Origin of the sequence: Fibrella rubiginis (genome assembly GCF_017353185.1) — a bacterium.
GTDB lineage: Bacteria > Bacteroidota > Bacteroidia > Cytophagales > Spirosomataceae > Fibrella > Fibrella rubiginis.
Window position 1 is genome coordinate 26,162 of sequence record NZ_JAFMYV010000010.1, and the last position, 21,339, is coordinate 47,500.

The window sequence follows — 21,339 nt, forward strand, 5'->3', positions numbered from 1 at the left end:
GGATGAGTGGAAAAATAATAAACCTGCAAGGTCCGAAGAGACCTTACAGGTTGCGTCAGCAATACGCCGATACAACCTGTAAGGCCTTTTCGGACCTTGCGCGTTTACTCTTCTAACAGTTCTTTACCAGGTCAACGACTGTCTCGATCCACAATGGGCTGTCGTTAAGGCTTTCTACGAGCTGCCAGTGTGTACCGCCCGCTTCTTCGAAAATCTCTTTATACTCTTCACCTACTTCGATAGTCGTCTCCAGGCAGTCGGCAACGAAGGCAGGCGAAAACGCCAGCACACTCTTGATGCCTTTGCCCGGCATCTCTTTGATCACGTCGTCGGTGTAGGGCTTGATCCAGGGGTCATTGCCCAGTCGCGACTGGAAACTGGTGGTGTATTTGCCTTCGGGAATACCCAGCGCTTTCACCAGCCGACGGGTGGTTTCAAAGCACTGTGCCCTGTAACAGTATTGGTTATCAGCACGTAAGGAACCGCAGCACTCGCCGAACTTACAGACCGTTTTGCTCACATCGCCCTTGCGAATCTGGCGTTCGGGCAGGCCGTGGTAGCTAAACAGAAAGTGGTCGTAATCATGGGTAGCCATGTACTTGCGGGCAATCTGCGCAAAGCCTTCAATGAACTTGGGGTGTTCCAAAAACCGGTTCACAAACCGCACCTTCGGAATCACCTGCCATGTTTTTAGGATGTCCATCACCTTTTCATAGACCGAACCCGTACTGGCCGAGGCGTATTGCGGGAAGAACGGGAGCACCACAATGTCAGTCAGGGCCATTTTCTGAAACGCATCCAGGGCCGTATCAATGCTGGGACTTTGGTAGCGCATGGCCAGCTTTACCACGTAATCATCGCCGAGCTGGTCCTGAACCAGTTTCTCTACTTTGTAGCCGTAATATTTCAGCGGCGAGCCCTGCTCGTCCCAGAGTTCTTTGTAAATCTTAGCTGATTTGGGCGCGCGAAAGGGAGCTATGATGCCATTCACGAGCACGGTGCGCACGGCGTAGGGCACGTCGATGACGCGACCATCCATTAGAAATTCGCGGAGGTATTTTCGTACATCAGGTACGTTGGGACTGTCGGGCGTGCCGAGGTTGACCAATAATACGCCGGTTTTGCCCAGCGGTTTTTGCCCCGACCCGTTGGCCGTCGACATGGGAGATTGTAAAGCAGTGGCTTCCATAGTTGGCTAACGGAATTTGGTTGGAATGGGTTTGTTCGGCAGGCGATGAAAGGGATCGTCTTAACTGTTTATTGACACGCGTCGACCAGTTTCAGCCGCTTTATAGATGGCTTCCAGGACCATTAAATCCTTCAGGCCCTCTATACCCGCGATGTGGTCGGGGAGTTTTTCGCCGGCCAGCAATACCCTGCCAATGCCGTCGAGTTGCGCCGCCTGCTGGTTGATATCGGGAAACTTCAGTTCGCCCTGGCTGGTTCGGCCCCGGAACGGCCCATAACTCACCGCCGGACTAAGCTCGAAAAAACCGTTATCTGTCGACGCAAAAAACCGATCTATCCCAAAATTATTCGCGCTGGTGGAGGTACAGAAGACCCCGCCCGGAAAATACAGCTGCCACGTGATCGCTTCTTCTACTTCGGTATACAGGTCTTTGTGCTGCACAGGCCCGAACTGCGCCGTGACGGCCACCGGCTCGGCACCCAGCACGTAGCGGCAGCTTTGCACGCAGTATACCCCCAGGTTCATCAGCGGCCCACCCCCCGACAGGGCCTTTTTGAAATGCCAGTCGTTCGGGTCGGCCCCGTCAAGACGATAGCCCAGCGACACGTCGATGTGGCGCACCGGTCCGAATATTTTTTGCTGTCCCAACCGCATAAGCTCCTGGTGATGAGGTTCATAATGCAGTCGATACCCAACCGCCAACTGCACCCCAGCCGCTTTACAGGCCGCAATCATGGCCCGACAGTCGGCGGCAGTGGTGGCCATGGGTTTTTCCACGATCACGTGTTTGCCGGCTTTGGCAGCCCTGATTGTGAATTCTTTATGGAGCGCGTTGGGCAGCACTACATAGACAAGGTCGATGGCTTTGTTGGCTACGATTTCGTCGAAATTCTGGTAGTTGTAGCAGTTTTGGGGCGGAATGTTGTACCGTTTTTGCCAGTCGGCCAGTTTGGCGGGCGTGCCCGAAACAACGCCCGCCAACCGGCAGTACTGCGAAACGGCCAGTCCTTCGGCCAGATAGCCTGCATAACGCCCCAATCCGCACAGGGCTACGTTCAGTTTACGCGATGGGGGTAACCCGGCAAGCGTTGGTAAGGCGGGCAGGGCCATTGCTCCAATGCCCAAACCTACCTGCTGAAGAAATTGCCGACGTAGGAGGTTTTTCATAATGAGTCATTGCGAAGATGAATGGCAAGGCTACGCGAAAAAGCTCCTTTGTGCTGCTTAATTACACCAGCGGCCCTACTTACACTACCAGCGGCGTTAGCTCCTTAAGCACCCTGATCGTTATCGGGGCCGGTCCAGCGAGGTGTAAACCGTTTCCGGCAGGGCGTCGGCTACGTTGATATCGCTCAGTTCGCGGGCACCGCGTTTACCCGACAGCTTAATGTTGCCGTAGGTTTTGTAGTCGGTCCAGGGAAGAATAAAACCCGGCTTCTCATCCGTAAACTTGGGGTAATACGCCCACTGCGACACCAGCCGCGTGGTTTTGTCGACCCATACCTGGTACTTATTCTGGGGGGTATCACCCACGCCTTTAAACGTCAGTTGCAGCAAATCGGCAGGTTGGCCGGCTTCTGTTTTGGCTTCGCCGAGATCTTTCAGCGTCACCCCCGAATCTTTCAGTTTGAAAGGCATCAGCAGCCAGTACGAATCGTTGATCCAGGCACTTTTGGCCCCTTTCACAAACTTGGCTACGCTGTCGGGTTGGGTTTCTTCCTTGCCATTACGGAATACACGGCCCTTGTCGGTGTTGATGTTGAGTACTACCGATTGATCATTTTTGAGGTTGTCTACCCGTACGTTGCCCGTCCACTTATCCCAGTGGAGACGACGCACTCCGAAAAACGTCCAGGCAATGTGGCGGGTTTGGTCCCAGGCTTTGCGCCCTCCCTGCGCTGCCATCACCTCGTCGGCTATCTGCACGGCGCGTTTATCAGAACCGGCCATATCGAAGCCGGGCGCGGCGAGGTTATTCTTTTTTTGAGCCAGCAACGGCGTGGTTAATAGGAACATCAACCAGAAAATAGAGCGATTCATCATGACAGAAAAGGCGTTTGTGAAAGTCGATTGCTAAATGAACCGCAAAATAAGGCTGATTGGAGTTATTTGTTCTATCAATAAGATTTAGTTTTGTATTGATATTGTCGATAAACATCCCGGTTATCCATGACCCTTACCCAGCTTGAGTACATTGTTGCCATTGACACTCACCGTCATTTCGCCACCGCTGCCGAGCACTGCCATGTAACGCAGCCTACGCTGAGCATGCAGATACAGAAGCTGGAAGACGAACTGGGCGTGTTGCTGTTCGACCGGTCGAAGCAGCCGGTTGTACCAACTGAGACGGGACAACTTATTGTGGCACAGGCACGTGAGGTATTACAAACGTCGCGGCGGATACCCGAAATGGCCAGGGAGTCGCGCGATGAAGTAGGCGGCGAGTTGCGTCTGGGCATTATTCCTACGCTGGCCCCTTACCTGTTGCCACACTTCATTAGCGCCTTCATGAAACGCCATCCCTCGGTAACGGTCCACCTGCAGGAGATGCTGACCGATCAGATTACCGAGCGTCTGCGCAACGGCCTGCTCGACGTGGGCATAGTGGTGACGCCCCTGCGCGAAAGCACCATGACAGAGCTGCCTCTTTTCCGCGAACCGTTTACTGTTTATGCCGCCGAAGGCCATCCACTGCTGGAAAAGACCCTGATCTCGCCGCCCGATCTGGCTGCCGAAGGCCTGTGGCTGCTCTCAGAAGGGCACTGCTTCCGGGAGCAGGTACTTAACCTCTGCGGAGCCAGCCGTATTCGCGAGGCACCGTTGCAATACGAAACGGGTTCACTCGAAACGCTGATCAAGCTCATCGACCGGCAGGGTGGATTTACGCTCCTGCCCGAACTCGCCACCCTCGATCTGGAGCCCGTCCGCCAGGCCCGTATACGCCGTTTTGCGGGTGAACAACCCGCCCGCGACATCAGTCTGGTTATGCACCGCAGCTTTCTGAAGCGCAGCCTGATCAACGCCCTGCGGCGCGAAATTCTGGCGCATCTACCTCAGGCAGCCTTCAGGCAGACTCCAGGCTGACACATAGATATGCCCTCACGACTACAGAATGGATGACAAAGCCGTGAAATACCGGGGTGATTAAGAAGTCAATCGATGTATGAGAGGTAATGCCTATAGTTTCTGCATCCCAATCCGACTCAGGCCACTATTAAATGCCTTCCAAATCATCGTTTTTCCATTCGCACCGATGTCTACTGAATAATGATCTTCAATTCTCACCATATCCAGGAAGTATACTGTGGTATACCCATCTGATCAATCGATTGGGCCAAAATTGACTGGTTGGGCTGCTCAGAAAAAAGTAGGCCCCCACAACTGACAGTACCCGTCAGGTGACTACTATATCCTTGTTCTGAAATCTTAGAAAAGTATAAGAAACGGATGCTTTGTTGGCTTCTAATCGGTGTTTTATCAAATTTTAACCCTACCTTTGCGGCCAGAAATTGATCTCTAACTAACGATTACTCAGACTATATGGTGTCCGTAAGACCCGATGAGGTATCAGCTATCCTTCGCGCCCAGCTTGCTGGTGCGCAGACCGAGGCTGAACTCGAAGAAGTGGGTACGGTGCTGCAAATCGGCGACGGTGTGGCGCGTATCTACGGTTTGTCTAAAGTACAGGCCGGTGAATTGCTTGCCTTCGATAACGGCTTGCAGGCACTTGCCCTGAACCTCGAAGAAGATAACGTCGGTGCGGTACTGCTCGGCGATTACTCAGAGGTGAAGGAAGGTGATACCGTAAAGCGCACCAGCCAAATTGCCTACGTTAACGTGGGTGAAGGTATTCTGGGCCGCGTAGTGAACACCCTCGGTCAGCCCATCGACGGTAACGGACCCATTCAGGGCGAAACCTTCGAGATGCCCCTGGAGCGCAAAGCACCGGGTGTTATCTACCGGCAGCCCGTAACCGAGCCCCTTCAGACGGGTATCAAGGCTATCGACGCCATGATCCCCATTGGTCGGGGACAGCGTGAATTGATCATCGGCGACCGGCAGACGGGTAAGACCGCTGTGGCCATCGACACGATCATCAACCAGCGCGAATTCTACGACAAGGGCGAACCCGTATTTTGTATCTATGTAGCCTGCGGTCAGAAAGCCTCGACGGTGAAACTGATTGAAGCGACCCTGCGAAAAGCTGGTGCGATGGACTACACGGTGATCGTGGCTGCCGCCGCGTCAGACCCCTCGCCCATGCAGTTCTTTGCGCCCTTCACCGGTGCGGCTATCGGCGAATATTTCCGCGACACGGGCCGTCCTGCACTGGTCGTGTATGATGACCTCTCGAAGCAGGCTGTAGCCTACCGCGAGGTGTCGCTGCTGCTGCGTCGCCCACCCGGACGTGAAGCCTACCCTGGCGACGTGTTCTACCTCCACAGCCGTCTGCTGGAGCGGGCCGCCAAAATTACCCAGAACGACGACATCGCCCAGGCCATGAACGACCTGCCACCCAGCTTGAAAGGCAAGGTGAAAGGCGGTGGTTCATTGACGGCCCTGCCCCTGATTGAAACCCAGGCTGGCGACGTATCGGCGTATATTCCAACCAACGTGATTTCGATCACCGACGGGCAGATCTTCCTGGAGTCGAACCTGTTCAACGCCGGTATCCGTCCCGCCATCAACGTAGGTATTTCGGTATCGCGGGTGGGTGGTAACGCCCAGATCAAGTCGATGAAGAAAGTGGCGGGTACACTGAAACTGGATCAGGCGCAGTTCCGCGAACTGGAAGCCTTTGCCAAGTTTGGTTCAGACCTTGATGCTTCGACAAAGCTGACTATCGACCGGGGCCGTCGGAACCAGGAGATGCTGAAGCAGCCGCAATATTCGCCCGTGCGGGTAGAGCAGCAGGTGGCTATCATCTACGCCGCCACCAACGGTTTGTTGGATAAAGTGCCCGTCGAAAAAGTAAAGGAATTTGAGTCGGAGTTTGGCATGATGCTGGAAACGCAATACGCCGATGCCCTGACCGACCTTCGGAAAGGTAACCTAAGCGAAGCCGCCACCACGGCGATCCGCAAAGTAGTCGCTGATCTGACGGCGAAATATTAAAATGTGTTCAAAGTTCAAGGTCTAATGTTCAAAGTTGCTTCGCATTCGCAATGGCCGGACGCGAAGCAACCTTAGACATTGGACTTTAGACTTTAGACTAAAAGTTATGGCCAACCTAAAGGAAGTACGCAACCGGATCGTGTCGGTGAATTCGACGCAGCAGATCACCAAAGCCATGAAGATGGTGGCGGCGGCTAAGCTGCGGCGGGCGCAGGATGCCATCACGCAGATGCGTCCCTACGCGCAAAAATTGAGTGAAATGCTCGGTACGGTGTCAGCAGGTGCCGAATCCGCTACCGACAGCCCTTATAAGCAGGCCCGTCCCGTGCAGAATGTGCTTATGATCCTAGTCACGTCTGACCGGGGGCTGTGCGGCGCGTTTAACACCAACGTAGCAAAGGCTGCTGTAGCCCGTATCAATGAGCAATACGCCGATCAGGCCCGTCGGGGCACGGTGCAGGTAATGGCCATTGGTAAGAAAGGTGCCGAAGCTATGGCCCGCCGCGGTTTTACCGTCAACACCAACCACGTCAACACGTTTGGCAACCTAAGCTTTTCAACCGTTCGGGAAGCGGCTGAAGAGGCTATGGATGGGTTTGTGAAAGGCCAGTATGACGTGGTGGAAGTAGTGTATAATGAGTTCCGCAACGTGGCTACGCAGATTATCCGCGTGGAGCAGATGCTGCCCATTGTGTCTACGCCCGCTCCGGCTGGTGTAACGGCCAATGTAAATTACATTTTCGAACCAGGTGAAGAAGAAATCGTGACAGAATTGATTCCGAAAACGCTGAAGATCCAGTTGTACAAAGCCGTACTGGAATCGAACGCCTCGGAACACGGTGCCCGGATGACAGCGATGGACAAGGCCACCGACAATGCCGGTGAACTGCTGAAAGAGCTGAAACTGATCTACAACCGGACGCGTCAGGCGGCCATCACCAAAGAGATCCTCGAAATCGTGGGTGGTGCCGAAGCCCTGTCCAGTAATTAGTCCTTATAAACACGGTACCCGTATGAATGCCAACCCGCGACCTACCCGGTCGCGGGTTTTTTGTTGGTATGGCTTCATGAACCGAGTGATCCTGTTTGCCCACCGTTTATGTAATTATCCGCAGTCTCGTTGCAGGTATTGCTTATTTTGAGACCGTTAATTAATTGACAAACAAACGAAACCATTTTACATGAAAAAGCTGCTTGTACTTTTCTTTTGCGTGGCCGGTTCGCTGGTGGCGCGGGCACAAACCGCCGACGAGGTAATCGACAAATATTTTGCTCAGACTGGGGGTAAAGACAAATGGATGGCCATCAAAAGCATGAAAGCCACTGGCAAGGCCAAGGTGCAGGGCATGGAACTACCCCTGACAATGCTCCAGAAAGCACCCAACAAAATGAAGGCCACGGCCACGTTTCAGGGTATGAGCTTTATTCAACCCTGTTTCGACGGGAGCACCGGCTGGAATACCAACCAGATGACCATGAAGCCCGAAAAAATGGCCGCCGAAGACAGCGAGAACATGAAAGACGAGGCCATGCTGGAAGATCCCTTTCTGAACTATGCCGCCAAAGGCTACAAGGTGGAATTACAGGGTAAGGAAACCATTGAAGGAACCGAATGCCACAAGATGAAGCTGACCCGCAAACCCACCATGGTCGACGGAAAAGCCGAAGAAAACGTAGCCTATTATTTCTTCAGCGTGGCCGACAACGTGCCCATTATGAGTCGGACAATAGCCAAAAAAGGCCCTGCCAAAGGCACGCCCGTTGAAACATACATGAGCGATTATCAGGAAGTGGCTGGTGGTATTTTCATGCCCTTCACGGTGACGACCAAAACGAACGGCAAAGAGATGATGTCGATGGTGATGGACAAGTATGAGACAAACGTTGCCATCGACGACGCTGAGTTCGCTTTTCCCAAACAATAGGCTACCTACCTTTTAACGAACCCATTCCGATGCCATCGCTCTAAACGATGGCATCGGTGTACCAGACAAACCCTGGCATGAAAACACGCCACTACCTTTCGCTGCTGGCCCTGCTGATAGTCAGTACCGGCACCCATGCTCAAACCGCTGTTCCACTGAAAGGCAACGAGTTATTTGGCTCGTTGCGCGCGCGGCACATTGGCCCGGCCATCACTAGTGGCCGCATTGCCGACCTGGAAGGCCACCCCACCGACGGGCGCGTGCTCTACGTGGGCACGGCCGGTGGCGGCGTCTGGAAAACCACCGACGGCGGTGTGACCTACAAGCCCGTTTTCGATAAAAACAGCCAGTCTATCGGGGCCGTGGCGGTCGATCCCAACCAACCCGATCAGGTGGTGTGGGCCGGCACCGGCGAATGCTGGACGCGCAACAGCGTGTCGGTGGGCGATGGCGTGTACAAGACCGTAGACGGAGGACAGAACTGGACCAACATGGGCCTGACCAAATCGGAGCGGATCAGCGCGGTGAAAATCGACCCGACCAATACCAACACCGTTTATGTAGGGGCGATGGGTGCCCTCTGGGGCCCAAGCGCCGAGCGGGGGGTGTTTAAAACTACCGACGGCGGCAAGTCGTGGGAGAAAATCCTGTTTGTGGATGACAACACCGGCTGTTCTGATCTGGCCATGGATCCCAAAGACCCCAACGTGCTCTACGCTGCCTTCTGGGAGTTTCGGCGCACAGCCTGGTCGTTTAATTCGGGCGGGAACCAGAGTGGGCTATACAAATCAAGCGATGCGGGCAAGACCTGGGCCAAAATTCACACGGGTTTCCCCACGGGTAAGCTGGGCCGGATTGCCATTACGGTGGCCCCGTCGGTGCCAAACCGGCTGTATGCGGTGATCGAATCGGAGACAGCCGAGGGCAAGGGGCTGTACCGCTCCGAAAACGCCGGTGCCTCGTGGCAGCGCACCAACGGCGATTTTGAGCTAACCGTGCGGCCTTTTTATTTCTCGCGCATTGTGGTCGACCCGCGCAATCCCGATATTCTGCTGAAAGGTGGTCTGAGCGGGTCGATCAGCCGCGACGGGGGCAAAACGTTTACCACGCTGGGTAGTATGCACTCCGATGTCCACGATTTCCACTTCGACAACCAGAACTCCAACATCATTTTCGCGGCTACCGACGGGGGCGTGTACCGGTCTTACGACGGCGGTAGTGTGTTTGAGATGGTGAAAGGGCTGCCCGTTTCGCAGGCGTATCAGGTGAGCGTAGACAACAGCAAGCCCTATAAAGTGTACTGCGGGTTGCAGGATAATCAGTCGTGGTACGGCCCGTCGGAAAGCCCCGGTGGTATCGAAAACCGCGACTGGCACTGCGTCGGGGCGGGAGACGGCTTCCGGGTATACAGGCACCCTACCAAGGCCAACATCCTGTATTCCGAAATGCAGGGGGCCGAATACATCTGGCGCTATGATACCGAGCGGCGGCAGAGCAAAATTGTGAAGCCTTACGCCAGCGCTACCGACCCCAAACTGCGGTTCAACTGGAATACGGCCCTGCAAATTAGCCCCAACAAGCCCGACCGGCTTTATGTGGGCAGCCAGTTCCTGCACCGGTCCGATGATATGGGTGAGACCTGGACCAAGATTTCGCCGGATCTGACCACCAACAACCCCGCCAAACAGCAACAGGAGGGGTCGGGCGGCCTGAGCGCCGATAACTCCGGAGCCGAAAACCACTGCACGGTGTTCAGCGTGGCCGAATCATCATTGGACGAGAACCTGATCTGGGTGGGTACCGACGATGGCAACGTGCAGGTAACCACCGACGGCGGCAAGAACTGGAGTAATGTAGTGGGCACGGTGCCGAACCTGCCTAAAAACACCTGGGCTTACCATGTAGAACCCAGCCGTTTCGACAAAAACACCTGCTACGTGGCTTTTGAGGGCCATTCGTCGGGCGATATGGCCACCTACGTCTACAAAACCACCGATCTGGGTAAGACCTGGACAAGCATTACTACCCCTGATATCAAGGGTTTTGCGCGGCACATCAAAGAAGATCTGGTGAACCCGAACCTGTTGTTTCTGGGTACCGAGCAGGGACTGTACGTGACGGTAGACGGTGGGCAAAACTGGTCGGCGTTCACGAATAATATGCCCCCGGTGGCGGTCATGTACATCGCCATTCACCCCGACGAGCACGACCTGGTGCTGGCTACGCACGGACGTGGCCTCATCATCATCGACGATATCAGCCCGTTGCGGCAGGTGACAAATGACTTGCTGACGAAAGACGCGGCATTCCTGAAAACGCGCCCCACTGCCATGCGCGACGAGGGCGGTTTCTCGGAAGGTGGCGACGCGGGCGAATTTACGGGCGAGAACCCCAGCCGGTCGGCCAAGATTGTGTACTACCTCAAAAAGCGGCAAACGTTTGGCAAAATGACGATGGAGATCATGGACGCGTCGGGCAAAAAAGTAGGCGATATCACGCCGGGCAAAGCGAAGGGTATCAACATTGTGGAGTGGAGCTACCGCCTGAAGCCGCCCAAGGTAGCTACGGGTAAAACCCTTTCGTTTGCCGGGTTCACCGGTCCGCGCCTGCCAGCGGGTACCTATACGGCGAGACTAACACAGGGCACCAACACCTACGAAACGCCCATCACGCTCCTGCCTGACCCTACCAGCATGCATTCGGTGGCTGATCAACAGGCTCAATACGAAACCGTTACGCGGCTGTATGCCATGACCGAGCAACTGGGCTACCTGGTTGATCAGATCAACGCCATGCAGAAAGCCGCCGATGAACAACTGACCAAAACACCTACCTACAAAAAGCTCACCGACCCGTTGGTGAAAGAACTAACGGCGCTGAAAGAGAAGCTGGTGGTGCTGAAAGGCGATAATTATGTGGGTACCGCCGAACCGCAGTTGCGCGAAAAAATCGGTACGATCTATGGTCAGATTGCGGGGTACTACGGTCGCCCGTCGGGGGCGCAGCTGGCCAACGTGACGGTGCTCGACGACCAGTTGAAAGCAGCGCTGGCTACGTTTGAACGTATCAAAACCACGCGGTATAAAGCCTTCACCGACCGCCTGACAAAAGACAAACTTCCCGAAATTTCGCTCCGTTCGTTCGACGAGTATAAGAAATCAGATGGGTAGGGAATTTTTTGTCATCCCGACGAGAGGAGGGATCTACTCTCCTTCAGGCATATCGTGAGACAGGAAAGTAGATCCCTCCTCTCGTCGGGATAACAAAAAAACACCCTGAGCCTGTCAGGCACGACTAGCGAAGCCTACAGCGAGAAGCTTTGAATGTAAGCCTGCTCTCTTAAAAATCAGATTATAATTTCGGAATGATTCTGCTCTTTCAGTAGGCTCGATAGTTAACTCAACGCATTGATTATTAGGGACTTATTTTGGCAGAAACTGTGTGATAGGCCCGGTAAAAAATGAACCGCAGCAGGCTGATTTTGGTTATGTAAGTGCCACACAATAGCGACCATTGGCGTACCGTTAATTACGTGTTAGCCTGCTGAGCACCAGCTGTTTTGTATGGCCGACCGACTACTTCTTAACACAACTCATCTATGAATCTCAAGCACATAATTGCCGGTTTGTTTGTGGCGGGGACCATCGCATCTTGTGCGCCCGCCATTACAGTAAAGTATGACTACGACCCCAAAGTGAACGTTCGGCAGTTTAGCACCTACCGGATTGAAGCTGACCGGCAGCGTAATGCTGACCCCATTGTGGGCAGTAACCTCAATCAGCGCCGTATTGCCGAAGCCCTCGACCAGTCGTTGCAGGGGCTGGGCTACAAGCCTACCGAAGACATCGGTGCTGACCTGATCGTGCGCTTTTTTACGGATTCGAAAGACCGTCAGCAAATTCAGTCCAACAACATGGGTAGCCCCTGGGGTTGGGGTGGCTGGGGCTACGGCGGCTACGGCAACCAGGTCTATTCGCGTCAATACGAAGAAAACCGCGTGGTGGTGAACATCTACGATTCCCGCACCAACAACATTGTTTGGCAGGGCTGGGCAACAGGCCAGTTAAACACCAAGAAAAACGAGCGTAACCGCGACATGGCTTTCCGCGAAACGGTGGTAAGCATCATGAAAAACTTTCCGCAGAGTGCCGGACAAGACTACGGTGCTTCTACCCGATAAGTCAGTTATATTTTGGTAACTTTTGGCCCCTTATCTAGTCTATAGATAAGGGGCTTTTTTGTTTCTGTTCAAACCCATTTGTGATACTACTGCCGGAGCAGGGCAAGCATTTGTAGTGATACCATCAACGATACAGAAAACGACGGTACTGGCGCTGTTAGCAGCCTGTGGGCTATTAACAGTGAGCGTGTCGGCTTTGCTATGGGTAAACAGCCGCCGCGTGGCCCATTACAACGACGAGATAAATGACCTCCGCCGCCACGTGGCCACCGCCGACGGGCAGGTACAACGGCTAAGCCAAAAACTGGAGGATTGCCTCACGGTCAAAAAATCACATGACAGCGCACGCAAAGCGCTTCCACTGACAAGGGGCTGGGAGTAGACTAGTGGCAGTAGGCAGCGGTATTAATTTACCCCTGGCCGTAAGAGCCAGCCGGTTTGGCCGGCGGTTGTTCTGATAAGCCAAAAATTAGGTACCTGCCCCAACACCGCTACGGAACTACCTGCCGGTAAGGTCTGTATTACCGCCGCGCGGGGGTGGGCTTCGTCCAGCAGGGGCATGGCGGCGGGTAGCTGATCTGTGCGGAGTGGTTTAGCCAGCACCTCAACAGTCTCACGGGCCACATAGCCTGTCTGCCCCGTAGGCAGCCCCACCCGCAGCCAGTTGGCAGTGCCGCCCAGAATGGTAAGTGGCTGCTGACGGGCCAACTCACGCAGGGCGGGTGTGTCGCTGCCGGGGGCCAGCCGGAGTGATGCCTTGCCGGCGCTGATCCGTACTGAATCGCCGAGCAGAGCCGGGTTAATCAGTTCCTGCTGGGCTGGACCACGACCCAACCGCACGTAGGGTAGGGGATCAACGGCCCCATCGGCATACGTATATACACCAAAGTGTAAGTGTGGACCGGTAGTGCGGGCGTTGCCGGTGTTGCCCACAAAACCGATCGTGTCGCCAGGGTTCACACGCTGCCCGGTAGCGACATTGAAGCGGTCTAAATGAGCGTAATAGAGCCGCTGCTCCCGGTCATTGTCGGTCAGGAAAACAACGTTGCCGCCCAGCTCGTTCTGGCCAACCCGCGAAATAACCCCGGCTACCGAGGCAATGGCCGGGGTGCCCTTGGGCGCAAAAATGTCGATGCCCTCGTGCCGGCGACGGCCCCCATCGCGGGGTACGCCAAAATAGCTGCTGATTTGCTTGCTGCTGCGTCCCTGCACCGGAAACTGCAACACCGGATCGCGGGTGATGGCCAGGGTATAACGACCCGACCGGAGTAGTTCGGGCTGCACGCGGATAAGGTACGTCTGCGTACGGCGGGGTTCCCAGACCAGTTCGGCGGGTGCGTTGGTAGTATCTGTTTTGGCCGACGCGACGGGGCTGGTCCTATTCCCTTCCAGCGCAAACACGTCCACAAACACCCGCACCGGTTCGCGCCCCTGCACGCTGACCCGAATGGTGAACTTGTCGCCCCGAACGCCCGCCATCCGGTAGCCCACGGCCAGGGGCTGACCGGCGCTGAAGTAGCCGCTTTCGCGATAGGGCACGCTGATGGTGAGTGAGTCGCGGAGGGCGCGTTGAGCGGCTCTGGCCCAATCCAGCCCCAGGGCTGTGTGGTCAAGCTGCGCCGTTTTCAGCGACTGTTCGTAGCGTTCGTGGGCTGATGGGGTGCGAAACAAGCTGCTGCCGGGACCACTGCCCGTGCAGGCTGCCAGCAGCGCCAGCAAGCTCAGGTAGGTTAGTTGTGTTTTCATAGGAGGTAGACGTTGGACGTCAGACGCTGGACGTTGGACGGTGTTCTTAGAAGTCCAACATCCAGTGTCCAGCATCCAACGTCCATTGCTTAAACGACCCGTTCGCGGTGGTATTTCAGGCGGGAGAGATAGACGACCATGCCGAACCCAATGAGCAGGCTGAGATAGGGCGACAGCAACGATGACAGCGCCGCCACCACATAGGTGATGATACTGATTACCAGACCCATTCGTACGGTTTGTACTTTCACGTCGGCGGCGGGGCGTTTCAGCAGGTAATAATCTTTGGTGGCATGTGCCCACATCAGGTAGAGCGACGCGCAGATGCCCGCAAACAGAAACATGTAGACGAACCCCGCCAGCGTCATGGCCTCGGTGGCAATGTAGTTGGACATGAGTGAGGTCGTAAACGGGATAGTGCTCACCAATAGCAGGTGCAGCCCGTTATAATACATAAACCGGCTGTCGCTCCGCCGAATCACGTTATACATCCGGTGGTGGTTGACCCAGATAATGAAGATGGTGGCGAAGCTCAACCCGAAGGCAATGTAGGCGGGCCATTGTTTAAAGAGAGCATGCAACAACTGCATATTGCCATAGTCGCCCTCAGGATGGCGCGGTGCTTTCAACTCGAACGTCAGCAGCGTGATATCAATGGCGAAGACCCCATCGCTGAAGGCCTCCATCCGCACAGTCTCGTTTTCCTGAAAGGTGTTGTTCATGTTGGAGAAACAAGAATAGACCGCTGATGGCGCAGATTGGGCTGATTTACACGAATTTTTTTGGACAGGATTATCAGGATTTCAAGATTGACAGGATTTCGCATTTGCCCCACTGATTTGTTGTAGAACAATCAAAACCCTGTGGATCCTGCTAATCCTGAAATCCTGTCCAAAAAAATTCGTGTAAATCAGCCCAATCTATGTTATCAGCGGTCTATTCTTGTTTCCGTTTCGTCCAGTAATACACCGGCACGCCCAGCCCGGCAATCAGGAGACCCATGCCGGTGTTGAAGCGGGTGGTGGGGTTATAGAGCAGGATAAGGCAGATGGCCGTGCCCGCCAGCATGTAGATGGCCGGAACCAGTGGGTAGCCAAACGCACGGTAGGGGCGTTCGGCGTTGGGTTCCTTGCGGCGCAGGATAAACAACCCGCCGATGGTGACGATATAGAAGCAAAGCGAAGTAAACGTGCAGTAGTCCAGCAGGTCGCCGTAGGTACCTGACAGACAAAGCAGGGATGCCCAAATGCATTGCAGCCAGAGCGCCCGGCCCGGCACGGCGTTTTCGTTCAGGTGCGAAGCCTGCCTGATGAATAGCCCGTCTTTAGCCATGGCGTAGTAGAGCCGTGCCCCCGCCAGAATCAGCCCGTTGTTGCACCCAAACGTGGATACCATAATGAGTACGGCCATAATAGCCACGCCAATGTTGCCGAAAATGGTCGACACGGCGGCGGTGGCTACCCGGTCGGCGGTGGCAAACTGAATACCCCGGCCCACAATGTCGGTAGCGGTGGGCAGGCCTTTCAGCGGCAGCAAAGACAAATACGACAGGTTGGCCAGAAAGTAGATGGTGGTTACGATGAGCGTGCCAAAAAACAGGGCCAGCGGAATGTTGCGACGCGGATTTTTGATTTCGCCCGCGATGAAGGTTACGTTGTTCCAGGCATCAGCCGAAAACAGCGACCCCACCATGGAGGTGCCAAAGGCCAGCAGCAGGGCGAAACCCGCCAGGGGCAGCACCTCGCCCGTGGCCGACGTGGTCGACGCGGCCCAGGCGTTGGTGAGGTTGGCCGAGAGCAGGCCGCTGCTGAGCCCCAGGGAAATGCCCACCACAATCAGCCCCAGCAGCGCAATGAGTTTGGCCGAGGTAAACACGTTCTGAATCAGCTTCCCGCTTTGCACCCCCCGACTGTTGAGCCAGGTGAGCAGCACCAGACTACTGATGGCATAGAGCGACCCCAGTGTAATCTTGACCGGCCCCAGCGCCAGCAACACGTTTTCGGGACCGAGAGCGGGCATGAACACCGCCGAGAACTTAGTGAACGCCACGGCCACGGCGGCAATGGTACCCGTTTGGATAACGGTGAAAACGGTCCAGCCGTAAACGAAACCTGTCAGGTGCCCGTAGGCGCGCTGGATGTAGATGTATTGGCCGCCGGCTTTGGGCATCATCCCCGCCAGTTCACCGTAGCTGAGTGCCGCTGCCACGGTGAGCACGCCCGTAAGCACCCACAACATAAGCAACCACCCCGACGAGCCGAGATTACGGGCCATCCCCGCCGTGACAATAAACACCCCCGACCCAATCATGGATCCGGAGACAATGAGTGTGGAGTCGAGCAGACTCAGCGAACGGTTAAAATCGGTAGAAATAGGTGTCGTATCAGTCGGTTGCGACATAAAAGGATAGGTAGTAGCCAGAGAAGTGCCTTGCAAGATAAGGAAAGAGTGGCACTGCCCACTCCCTACCGCACCCGTACGCCCACACTCGCTTCATCGTCTTCGCCGAGGCCAAAGGCGTTGCTGTGCGACGAATCGAGGTCGGGCTGGTTAGCGGCGGTGATAAGGGCGCGGAGGAGCTGCTCACCCGCGCCTGCTACTACAAGGGGCACTGTCGTTATGGTCAGTTGGTTTAGGGCCACCGCAACAGCCGGGAGGGTAACGGTCTGTCCTACCTGCGTGAAACCACTGCCAGCAGCCAGTTGCCAGCCCGCGGGCAGGGTCAGTTGCACCACCACGCCTGTGGCCCCCAGCGCCCCCCGGTTAGCCACCACTACCGACAGGTTAATTGCCGCCCCTGATGTGGGTGATCGAAGATCAGTTTGCAGACCAAGGCTCAAATCGGCCTCACTGGCACCGGGCGCGGGTTGGTTAAGTTGCACAGGCGGCAGAATGCGGAAGATTGGATTAGGCGAAACGTAGACCGAATTTCCCGTCTCTTTGGTTCGCAGATCAACCGTGGCAGCGTCGTCATCGCCGTCGGCAGTGCCGGAGTTAAGGTAGCTGTCGGGATCATTCTGGCTCGACTCGGTAATCTGGGCAGCAGTACGGTATATGCCCGGAGTCGTAACCTGAGCACTGAATGAGAACGTGGCCGACCCCGCTACCGGTACCGTACCCACGGCTATGTTCACTGCTCCGCCATTGCTCGAAACGCCCCCCTGCGCACTACCCAGAAAAGTCATGTTGGGTGGTAACAGGCTTTGGGCTACTATATTGTCGGCTACTTGCGGTCCGCTGTTTTTCACGGTAACTGAAAAAACAACGGCCTCGTTGACCCGTGGTGTTCGCTTGTTCACCGCCATCGCCAGCGAGAGGTCGGCAGCCGGCAGGGTGGTGAATGTACTGGTGTAAGGAGGTGGCGTTTCGCTGCCATCGGCACATAACACCGTACTACGGGCTTCGTAGGTTGTGTTGGGCGTCAACCCCGTAATGGTCAATGCCGTCGACTCGGCCGTGGTAAAGGAATTGGGCCAGGTGGCACTGCCTGCGGTCCGGTACTCGATCCGGTATAGGACCGCAGGCCGGGTAGCCACGTTGAACAGAACCGACGTGGCGGCGGGCGTGATGCCATAGATGTAGGTAGACGAGCACTGCGTGGTAAAATTGTTTACCGCCGACCAGCCACTGGGTGTGCCGCTGCAAATCATACGTACCTGCCATTCATAAGTGGTGGCGTTGACCAGCCCCGTGATGGTATAGAAATTACCCGTTATAGCAGGCCCTTCAGTCCATGCTGCGTTGCTACCCGCCACCCGCCATCGAATGCTGTAGCTATACGGTTGAATGTCGGCCCAGTAAACGGTAGCGGCCGTTGCACTGACGTCTGAACCATAGATCAGACCCGGAGGTGAACACTGGGCTACAAACAGGCGGGGACTGGTAAACGCCGACTCATCGGCGGGTGAACAAATAGCTTTGATGCGCCATTCGTAGGCCACGCCGGTGGTTAACCCCGTTAGGCTGTAGCCGTAGCTCGAACCGCCGTTGGCGGGTAGTGAGAGCGAGTTGGGCCATGTTGCCGTGCCTGCCTGTCGCCAGTGCAACACCGTACTGACCGGGTAGGGTTTATTCCAGGCGAGGTCGGCGGTAGTGGGGCCGATGGTCGGTTCGCGCAGATCGTACGGGAGTTGGCAGGCCAGCGTAGTGAAACCGGCAATGGTCGAATAAGCCGACTGGCTACCATCGGCGCAGAGCGCCCTCACCCGAACCTCGTAGGATGTGGTGGCATTTAATCCGGTTAGCTCGTAAGAGTTATTATTGATTGTCAGGGAGTTAGGCCAGGTAGCAGCGCCTGTTATCCGCCAGTCGAGCTGATAAGCGGGACTGCCTACATTATCCCAGGCTAGCTGAGCGGAATTCACCGACGGATAGGCCGTATAAATGGATGGCGTGGTGCAGGCCAGGGTGTTTTTCCCGTAGGTCGTTACACACAGAAATGGCCATATAAGTGCAGATAGCACAAGCATACGGTAGCGTAAACCATTGATCATGAGGTAGTAACTTAGGTGAAACACGGACGATGAAGCTACTAAAATAGCGAACACGGTAGGCATGCACCGGCCAATCTATGTATTTGTTACTGCCGTATTTATGGGAATAGAGCACCCGGCCAACGTAGTTGTTCTTTGGTTTCACTAGCCGCTTTCCCCCCATTATGCCGCAGTTATCAGTTCTGACTTTATTCTGGTTGCTTGGTCAACAACCCCTGTCTGCGCAGCAGCGCCCCATCGAGACACGTCGGTTTGCCATAGATATAGCCGGTGCCCGTATTGGTAGTATGACAGTGACGCGTCAGCTAATGCCAGGTAATGAGGTGATCTATACGCAAATCAGCGACGTGCGGGTTAACTTCCTGATCTATAAAGTGAAGGTGTATTACAAGGTCGTAAGCCTGTTTCGGCAGGGGCAAATGATCAATGCCACCGTTGATGCGCAAACCAATAAGGGCAACTATGCTTCACGTACTGTCTGGAAGGGCGATCATTACGACATCGAAGCTAATCAGTATAAATACACCCGTAAGAGTACAGAACCACGAAAGATTGATTATACCGTTACGATGTTGTACTTTAGCGAACCCACTGGCAAACAGCGGGTCTATGCTGAGTATTTTGGTGATTATTTTAATCTTACTTCCGCGCTTCGGTCCGACTATAAAGCCAGACTGGACGACCGGGAGGATGAGTATATTTACGAAAAGGGCCGTTTGGTGAAAGTGATTAAGAAAAACGCCCTGAAGAATTTTGTGATACGCCCGCTGGACTAAGCCGAGGATGAGGAGCGCGACAAGAGGAATGGTGAAACAGCAGCCGGGGAAACCCACCAGTGCGAAACCTAATAAGCCTCTTAGGCGATCCATAAATGAAACACCTCTTACTCTTCAGGGCAGGCTTTGGCCTGTTGGCAGGTCCCGCCGCGATGGCGCAACCGCTATCCAACGCCCAAACCTTTGCCACCGATGATGACCTGCGCTTTTGCGGTGAACAACTGCCTCAGTATCTGCCCACGGTAGCCCAGCGCTGGCAGAAGACCCTTAGCCGCCGTGCCCGCTACGCCGACGATCTGCTGGAGATTCAGAAGCAGGCCGCCGTTATTTTTCCTATTATCGAGCCTATTCTGGCCCAATACGCCGTTCCAAAAGACATGAAATACCTCGCTCTGGTCGAGAGCGAACTGAACGAGCATGCGCTGTCGCGGAAGGGTGCCGCCGGAATCTGGCAACTGATGCCACAGACCGCCCGCAAACTGGGCCTGAGCACCCGCCGCCGTAACGATGAGCGCTATAATCTGGTGAAAGCCACGCATGCCGCCTGCCAATACCTCTGGGAATTGTACCGCCAGACGGGGTCATGGATGCTGGCCGCTTCGGCCTACAACGCCGGGCCAACTTACATTGCCCAACTAGCCAAGCAGTTTCCGACAGAACATCCGCTGATGCTGCCCTTCGCCAAAGCCGAAACACAAGCCTATGTTTACCAGGCTATTGCCTACAAGGAATTATTGTCCCGCCCGGAACATTATGCCGATCTGCTCACCAGCCGGGCGGTGCTGGCGCTAAGCCAGCGTGTAGGTGTGGTAACCCCCGCCGAGCGGCAAACGATCCTGGCGGCTATTGAGCAACCTCACCCCGAGGCAGACGAACAGGTAGCCGAAACCACTACGGCTGCTTTTCTGCCTGCCAAGGCCGTTGTTATGTTGACCCCCGAAACGCCCGCCGCCAGCCGCCCTGCCGAGGTTCGTTTGACCGACGTCCGGCCTGTGGCAACAACAGCGGCAACCGCGCCCAGACCGGTTGCTGAAGCGGCCCCGCCTGCGGCCCACCACTGGCCGTCGGTACGTACGCGTAATTTAACCAATGAGCGTGTTACGGAAGGGCAACAGTTTGTTTTTGAAGTAGTTAACGCGCAGGAGTTCGACGGACAGACGCTGTCGGTTGGTGATCTGGTGTATGCCTATGTTGAACTCATTGAACCCAACTCGGGCCGGGTTTACCTCCGTGCCGACCGGGTGGTGTCGTCGCAAACGCGCGAAACGCTGCCGCTAAAGCTGGTGGCCGTTGAGAAAAGCCGCCAACGTGGTGTGCCCATGCCCATGCGCGATGCCGTGGCGTCAGGCTGGCAGCTAACCTGGGAGAAACTGTAACAGACTGGTTGTTGCCTTGTATCATGGGCGTAGCACTTCCGGGTGCTGCGCCTTTTTTGTACCTTTAACGTATGGCCGATAAACGCAAGATCACTACTGCCGATGGCTTGGTGGCTGACCCGCCCCGCGATTATTTTGAGGACGTATATGCCGTGGTGCGGCAAATACCCGTGGGGCGCGTGACTACCTACGGAGCCATTGCGCAGTACCTGAGCTTACGGGCCGGGGCGCGTATGGTAGGCTGGGCCATGAGCAGCAGCCACACGCATACCGACGTACCCGCGCACCGGGTCATCAACCGGCTTGGCATTTTGTCGGGCAAAAATTTCTTTGGCTCACCCACCCGTATGCAGGAATTGCTCGAAGCCGAGGGCATCCGCATAGAGAACGATCAGGTGGTCCGCTTTAAAGAGCTTCTTTGGGACCCTTCTGTAGAACTGAACTGATTTACGATGGACGACTTACGATGTACGATTGCTTGCTTTCGCCAGAGCATGACTACTCTGGCGAAAGCAAGCAATCGTACATCGTAAGTCGTC

General features: G+C 55.4%; 17 protein-coding genes. 10 read left to right on the plus strand and 7 right to left on the minus strand.

What is annotated here, in order from left to right:
• Window positions 1–112: 112 nt before the first annotated feature.
• The 3 genes from hemH to J2I47_RS18480 form a co-directional block, all read right to left on the minus strand.
• The gene (hemH, locus tag J2I47_RS18470; RefSeq protein WP_207366085.1) at window positions 113–1,189 is read right to left on the minus strand and encodes a ferrochelatase; all 1,077 of its coding nucleotides are present in this window, start codon (window positions 1,187–1,189) and stop codon (window positions 113–115) included.
• 60 nt (window positions 1,190–1,249) lie between these two features.
• Window positions 1,250–2,356: a Gfo/Idh/MocA family protein gene (locus J2I47_RS18475; RefSeq protein WP_207366086.1), complete on the minus strand. Its 1,107-nt coding sequence runs from the start codon at window positions 2,354–2,356 to the stop codon at window positions 1,250–1,252.
• Window positions 2,357–2,476: 120 nt separating this feature from the next.
• Window positions 2,477–3,232, minus strand: a complete 756-nt coding sequence (locus tag J2I47_RS18480) for a hypothetical protein (protein WP_207366087.1) — start codon at window positions 3,230–3,232, stop codon at window positions 2,477–2,479.
• Window positions 3,233–3,358: 126 nt separating this feature from the next.
• Between J2I47_RS18480 and J2I47_RS18485 the strand changes: the two genes are divergently transcribed.
• From J2I47_RS18485 to J2I47_RS18515, 7 genes are all read left to right on the plus strand, one after another.
• Window positions 3,359–4,273 carry a hydrogen peroxide-inducible genes activator gene (locus J2I47_RS18485; protein ID WP_207366088.1) on the plus strand — a complete coding sequence of 305 codons (915 nt, stop codon included), beginning with the start codon at window positions 3,359–3,361 and terminating at the stop codon, window positions 4,271–4,273.
• 456 nt (window positions 4,274–4,729) lie between these two features.
• Window positions 4,730–6,304 carry a F0F1 ATP synthase subunit alpha gene (gene atpA, locus J2I47_RS18490; RefSeq protein WP_207366089.1) on the plus strand — a complete coding sequence of 525 codons (1,575 nt, stop codon included), beginning with the start codon at window positions 4,730–4,732 and terminating at the stop codon, window positions 6,302–6,304.
• A 106-nt stretch (window positions 6,305–6,410) separates the two neighbouring features.
• Complete coding sequence (gene atpG, locus J2I47_RS18495) at window positions 6,411–7,295, plus strand: ATP synthase F1 subunit gamma (protein WP_207366090.1); 885 nt, start codon at window positions 6,411–6,413, stop codon at window positions 7,293–7,295.
• Window positions 7,296–7,485: 190 nt separating this feature from the next.
• Window positions 7,486–8,229, plus strand: a complete 744-nt coding sequence (locus J2I47_RS18500; protein WP_207366091.1) for a LolA-like protein — start codon at window positions 7,486–7,488, stop codon at window positions 8,227–8,229.
• Between the two features lie 77 nt (window positions 8,230–8,306).
• Window positions 8,307–11,399, plus strand: coding sequence for a sialidase family protein (locus J2I47_RS18505; protein WP_207366092.1), 3,093 nt, complete (start codon window positions 8,307–8,309; stop codon window positions 11,397–11,399).
• 428 nt (window positions 11,400–11,827) lie between these two features.
• Entirely contained in the window at window positions 11,828–12,409 is a 582-nt protein-coding gene (locus J2I47_RS18510) for a DUF4136 domain-containing protein (RefSeq protein ID WP_207366093.1), read from the plus strand.
• A gap of 115 nt (window positions 12,410–12,524) precedes the next feature.
• Window positions 12,525–12,791, plus strand: coding sequence for a hypothetical protein (locus J2I47_RS18515; RefSeq protein WP_207366094.1), 267 nt, complete (start codon window positions 12,525–12,527; stop codon window positions 12,789–12,791).
• Between the two features lie 23 nt (window positions 12,792–12,814).
• Here J2I47_RS18515 and J2I47_RS18520 read toward each other — a convergent pair whose 3' ends face one another.
• The 4 genes from J2I47_RS18520 to J2I47_RS18535 all read right to left on the minus strand — a co-directional run bounded on the left by J2I47_RS18520 (window position 12,815) and on the right by J2I47_RS18535 (window position 18,624).
• Window positions 12,815–14,155 (minus strand): M23 family metallopeptidase, encoded by a 1,341-nt coding sequence (locus J2I47_RS18520; protein WP_207366095.1) that lies wholly within the window; start codon window positions 14,153–14,155, stop codon window positions 12,815–12,817.
• An 89-nt stretch (window positions 14,156–14,244) separates the two neighbouring features.
• The gene (locus tag J2I47_RS18525; RefSeq protein WP_207366096.1) at window positions 14,245–14,877 is read right to left on the minus strand and encodes a TMEM175 family protein; all 633 of its coding nucleotides are present in this window, start codon (window positions 14,875–14,877) and stop codon (window positions 14,245–14,247) included.
• Window positions 14,878–15,091: 214 nt separating this feature from the next.
• Window positions 15,092–16,555 carry an APC family permease gene (locus J2I47_RS18530; protein WP_207366097.1) on the minus strand — a complete coding sequence of 488 codons (1,464 nt, stop codon included), beginning with the start codon at window positions 16,553–16,555 and terminating at the stop codon, window positions 15,092–15,094.
• 65 nt (window positions 16,556–16,620) lie between these two features.
• On the minus strand, window positions 16,621–18,624 hold the full coding sequence (locus J2I47_RS18535) for a fibronectin type III domain-containing protein (protein ID WP_207366098.1): 2,004 nt from the start codon (window positions 18,622–18,624) through the stop codon (window positions 16,621–16,623).
• Window positions 18,625–18,812: 188 nt separating this feature from the next.
• On the opposite strand from J2I47_RS18535, the gene J2I47_RS18540 reads away from it, so the two are divergent.
• From J2I47_RS18540 to J2I47_RS18550, 3 genes are all read left to right on the plus strand, one after another.
• Window positions 18,813–19,424 carry a DUF6134 family protein gene (locus J2I47_RS18540; RefSeq protein ID WP_229374751.1) on the plus strand — a complete coding sequence of 204 codons (612 nt, stop codon included), beginning with the start codon at window positions 18,813–18,815 and terminating at the stop codon, window positions 19,422–19,424.
• A 95-nt stretch (window positions 19,425–19,519) separates the two neighbouring features.
• Window positions 19,520–20,800, plus strand: a complete 1,281-nt coding sequence (locus J2I47_RS18545; RefSeq protein ID WP_207366099.1) for a lytic transglycosylase domain-containing protein — start codon at window positions 19,520–19,522, stop codon at window positions 20,798–20,800.
• Between the two features lie 71 nt (window positions 20,801–20,871).
• Window positions 20,872–21,246, plus strand: a complete 375-nt coding sequence (locus J2I47_RS18550) for an MGMT family protein (RefSeq protein WP_207366100.1) — start codon at window positions 20,872–20,874, stop codon at window positions 21,244–21,246.
• Window positions 21,247–21,339: the final 93 nt, after the last annotated feature.

Coding starts and splice junctions, on each gene's coding strand:
- hemH (WP_207366085.1), bottom strand. CDS start 1,189: ATGGAAGCCACTGCTTTACAATCTCCCATGTCGACGGCCAACGGGTCG.
- J2I47_RS18475 (WP_207366086.1), bottom strand. CDS start 2,356: ATGAAAAACCTCCTACGTCGGCAATTTCTTCAGCAGGTAGGTTTGGGC.
- J2I47_RS18480 (WP_207366087.1), bottom strand. CDS start 3,232: ATGATGAATCGCTCTATTTTCTGGTTGATGTTCCTATTAACCACGCCG.
- J2I47_RS18485 (WP_207366088.1), top strand. CDS start 3,359: ATGACCCTTACCCAGCTTGAGTACATTGTTGCCATTGACACTCACCGT.
- atpA (WP_207366089.1), top strand. CDS start 4,730: ATGGTGTCCGTAAGACCCGATGAGGTATCAGCTATCCTTCGCGCCCAG.
- atpG (WP_207366090.1), top strand. CDS start 6,411: ATGGCCAACCTAAAGGAAGTACGCAACCGGATCGTGTCGGTGAATTCG.
- J2I47_RS18500 (WP_207366091.1), top strand. CDS start 7,486: ATGAAAAAGCTGCTTGTACTTTTCTTTTGCGTGGCCGGTTCGCTGGTG.
- J2I47_RS18505 (WP_207366092.1), top strand. CDS start 8,307: ATGAAAACACGCCACTACCTTTCGCTGCTGGCCCTGCTGATAGTCAGT.
- J2I47_RS18510 (WP_207366093.1), top strand. CDS start 11,828: ATGAATCTCAAGCACATAATTGCCGGTTTGTTTGTGGCGGGGACCATC.
- J2I47_RS18520 (WP_207366095.1), bottom strand. CDS start 14,155: ATGAAAACACAACTAACCTACCTGAGCTTGCTGGCGCTGCTGGCAGCC.
- J2I47_RS18525 (WP_207366096.1), bottom strand. CDS start 14,877: ATGAACAACACCTTTCAGGAAAACGAGACTGTGCGGATGGAGGCCTTC.
- J2I47_RS18530 (WP_207366097.1), bottom strand. CDS start 16,555: ATGTCGCAACCGACTGATACGACACCTATTTCTACCGATTTTAACCGT.
- J2I47_RS18535 (WP_207366098.1), bottom strand. CDS start 18,624: ATGCTTGTGCTATCTGCACTTATATGGCCATTTCTGTGTGTAACGACC.
- J2I47_RS18540 (WP_229374751.1), top strand. CDS start 18,813: ATGCCGCAGTTATCAGTTCTGACTTTATTCTGGTTGCTTGGTCAACAA.
- J2I47_RS18545 (WP_207366099.1), top strand. CDS start 19,520: ATGAAACACCTCTTACTCTTCAGGGCAGGCTTTGGCCTGTTGGCAGGT.
- J2I47_RS18550 (WP_207366100.1), top strand. CDS start 20,872: ATGGCCGATAAACGCAAGATCACTACTGCCGATGGCTTGGTGGCTGAC.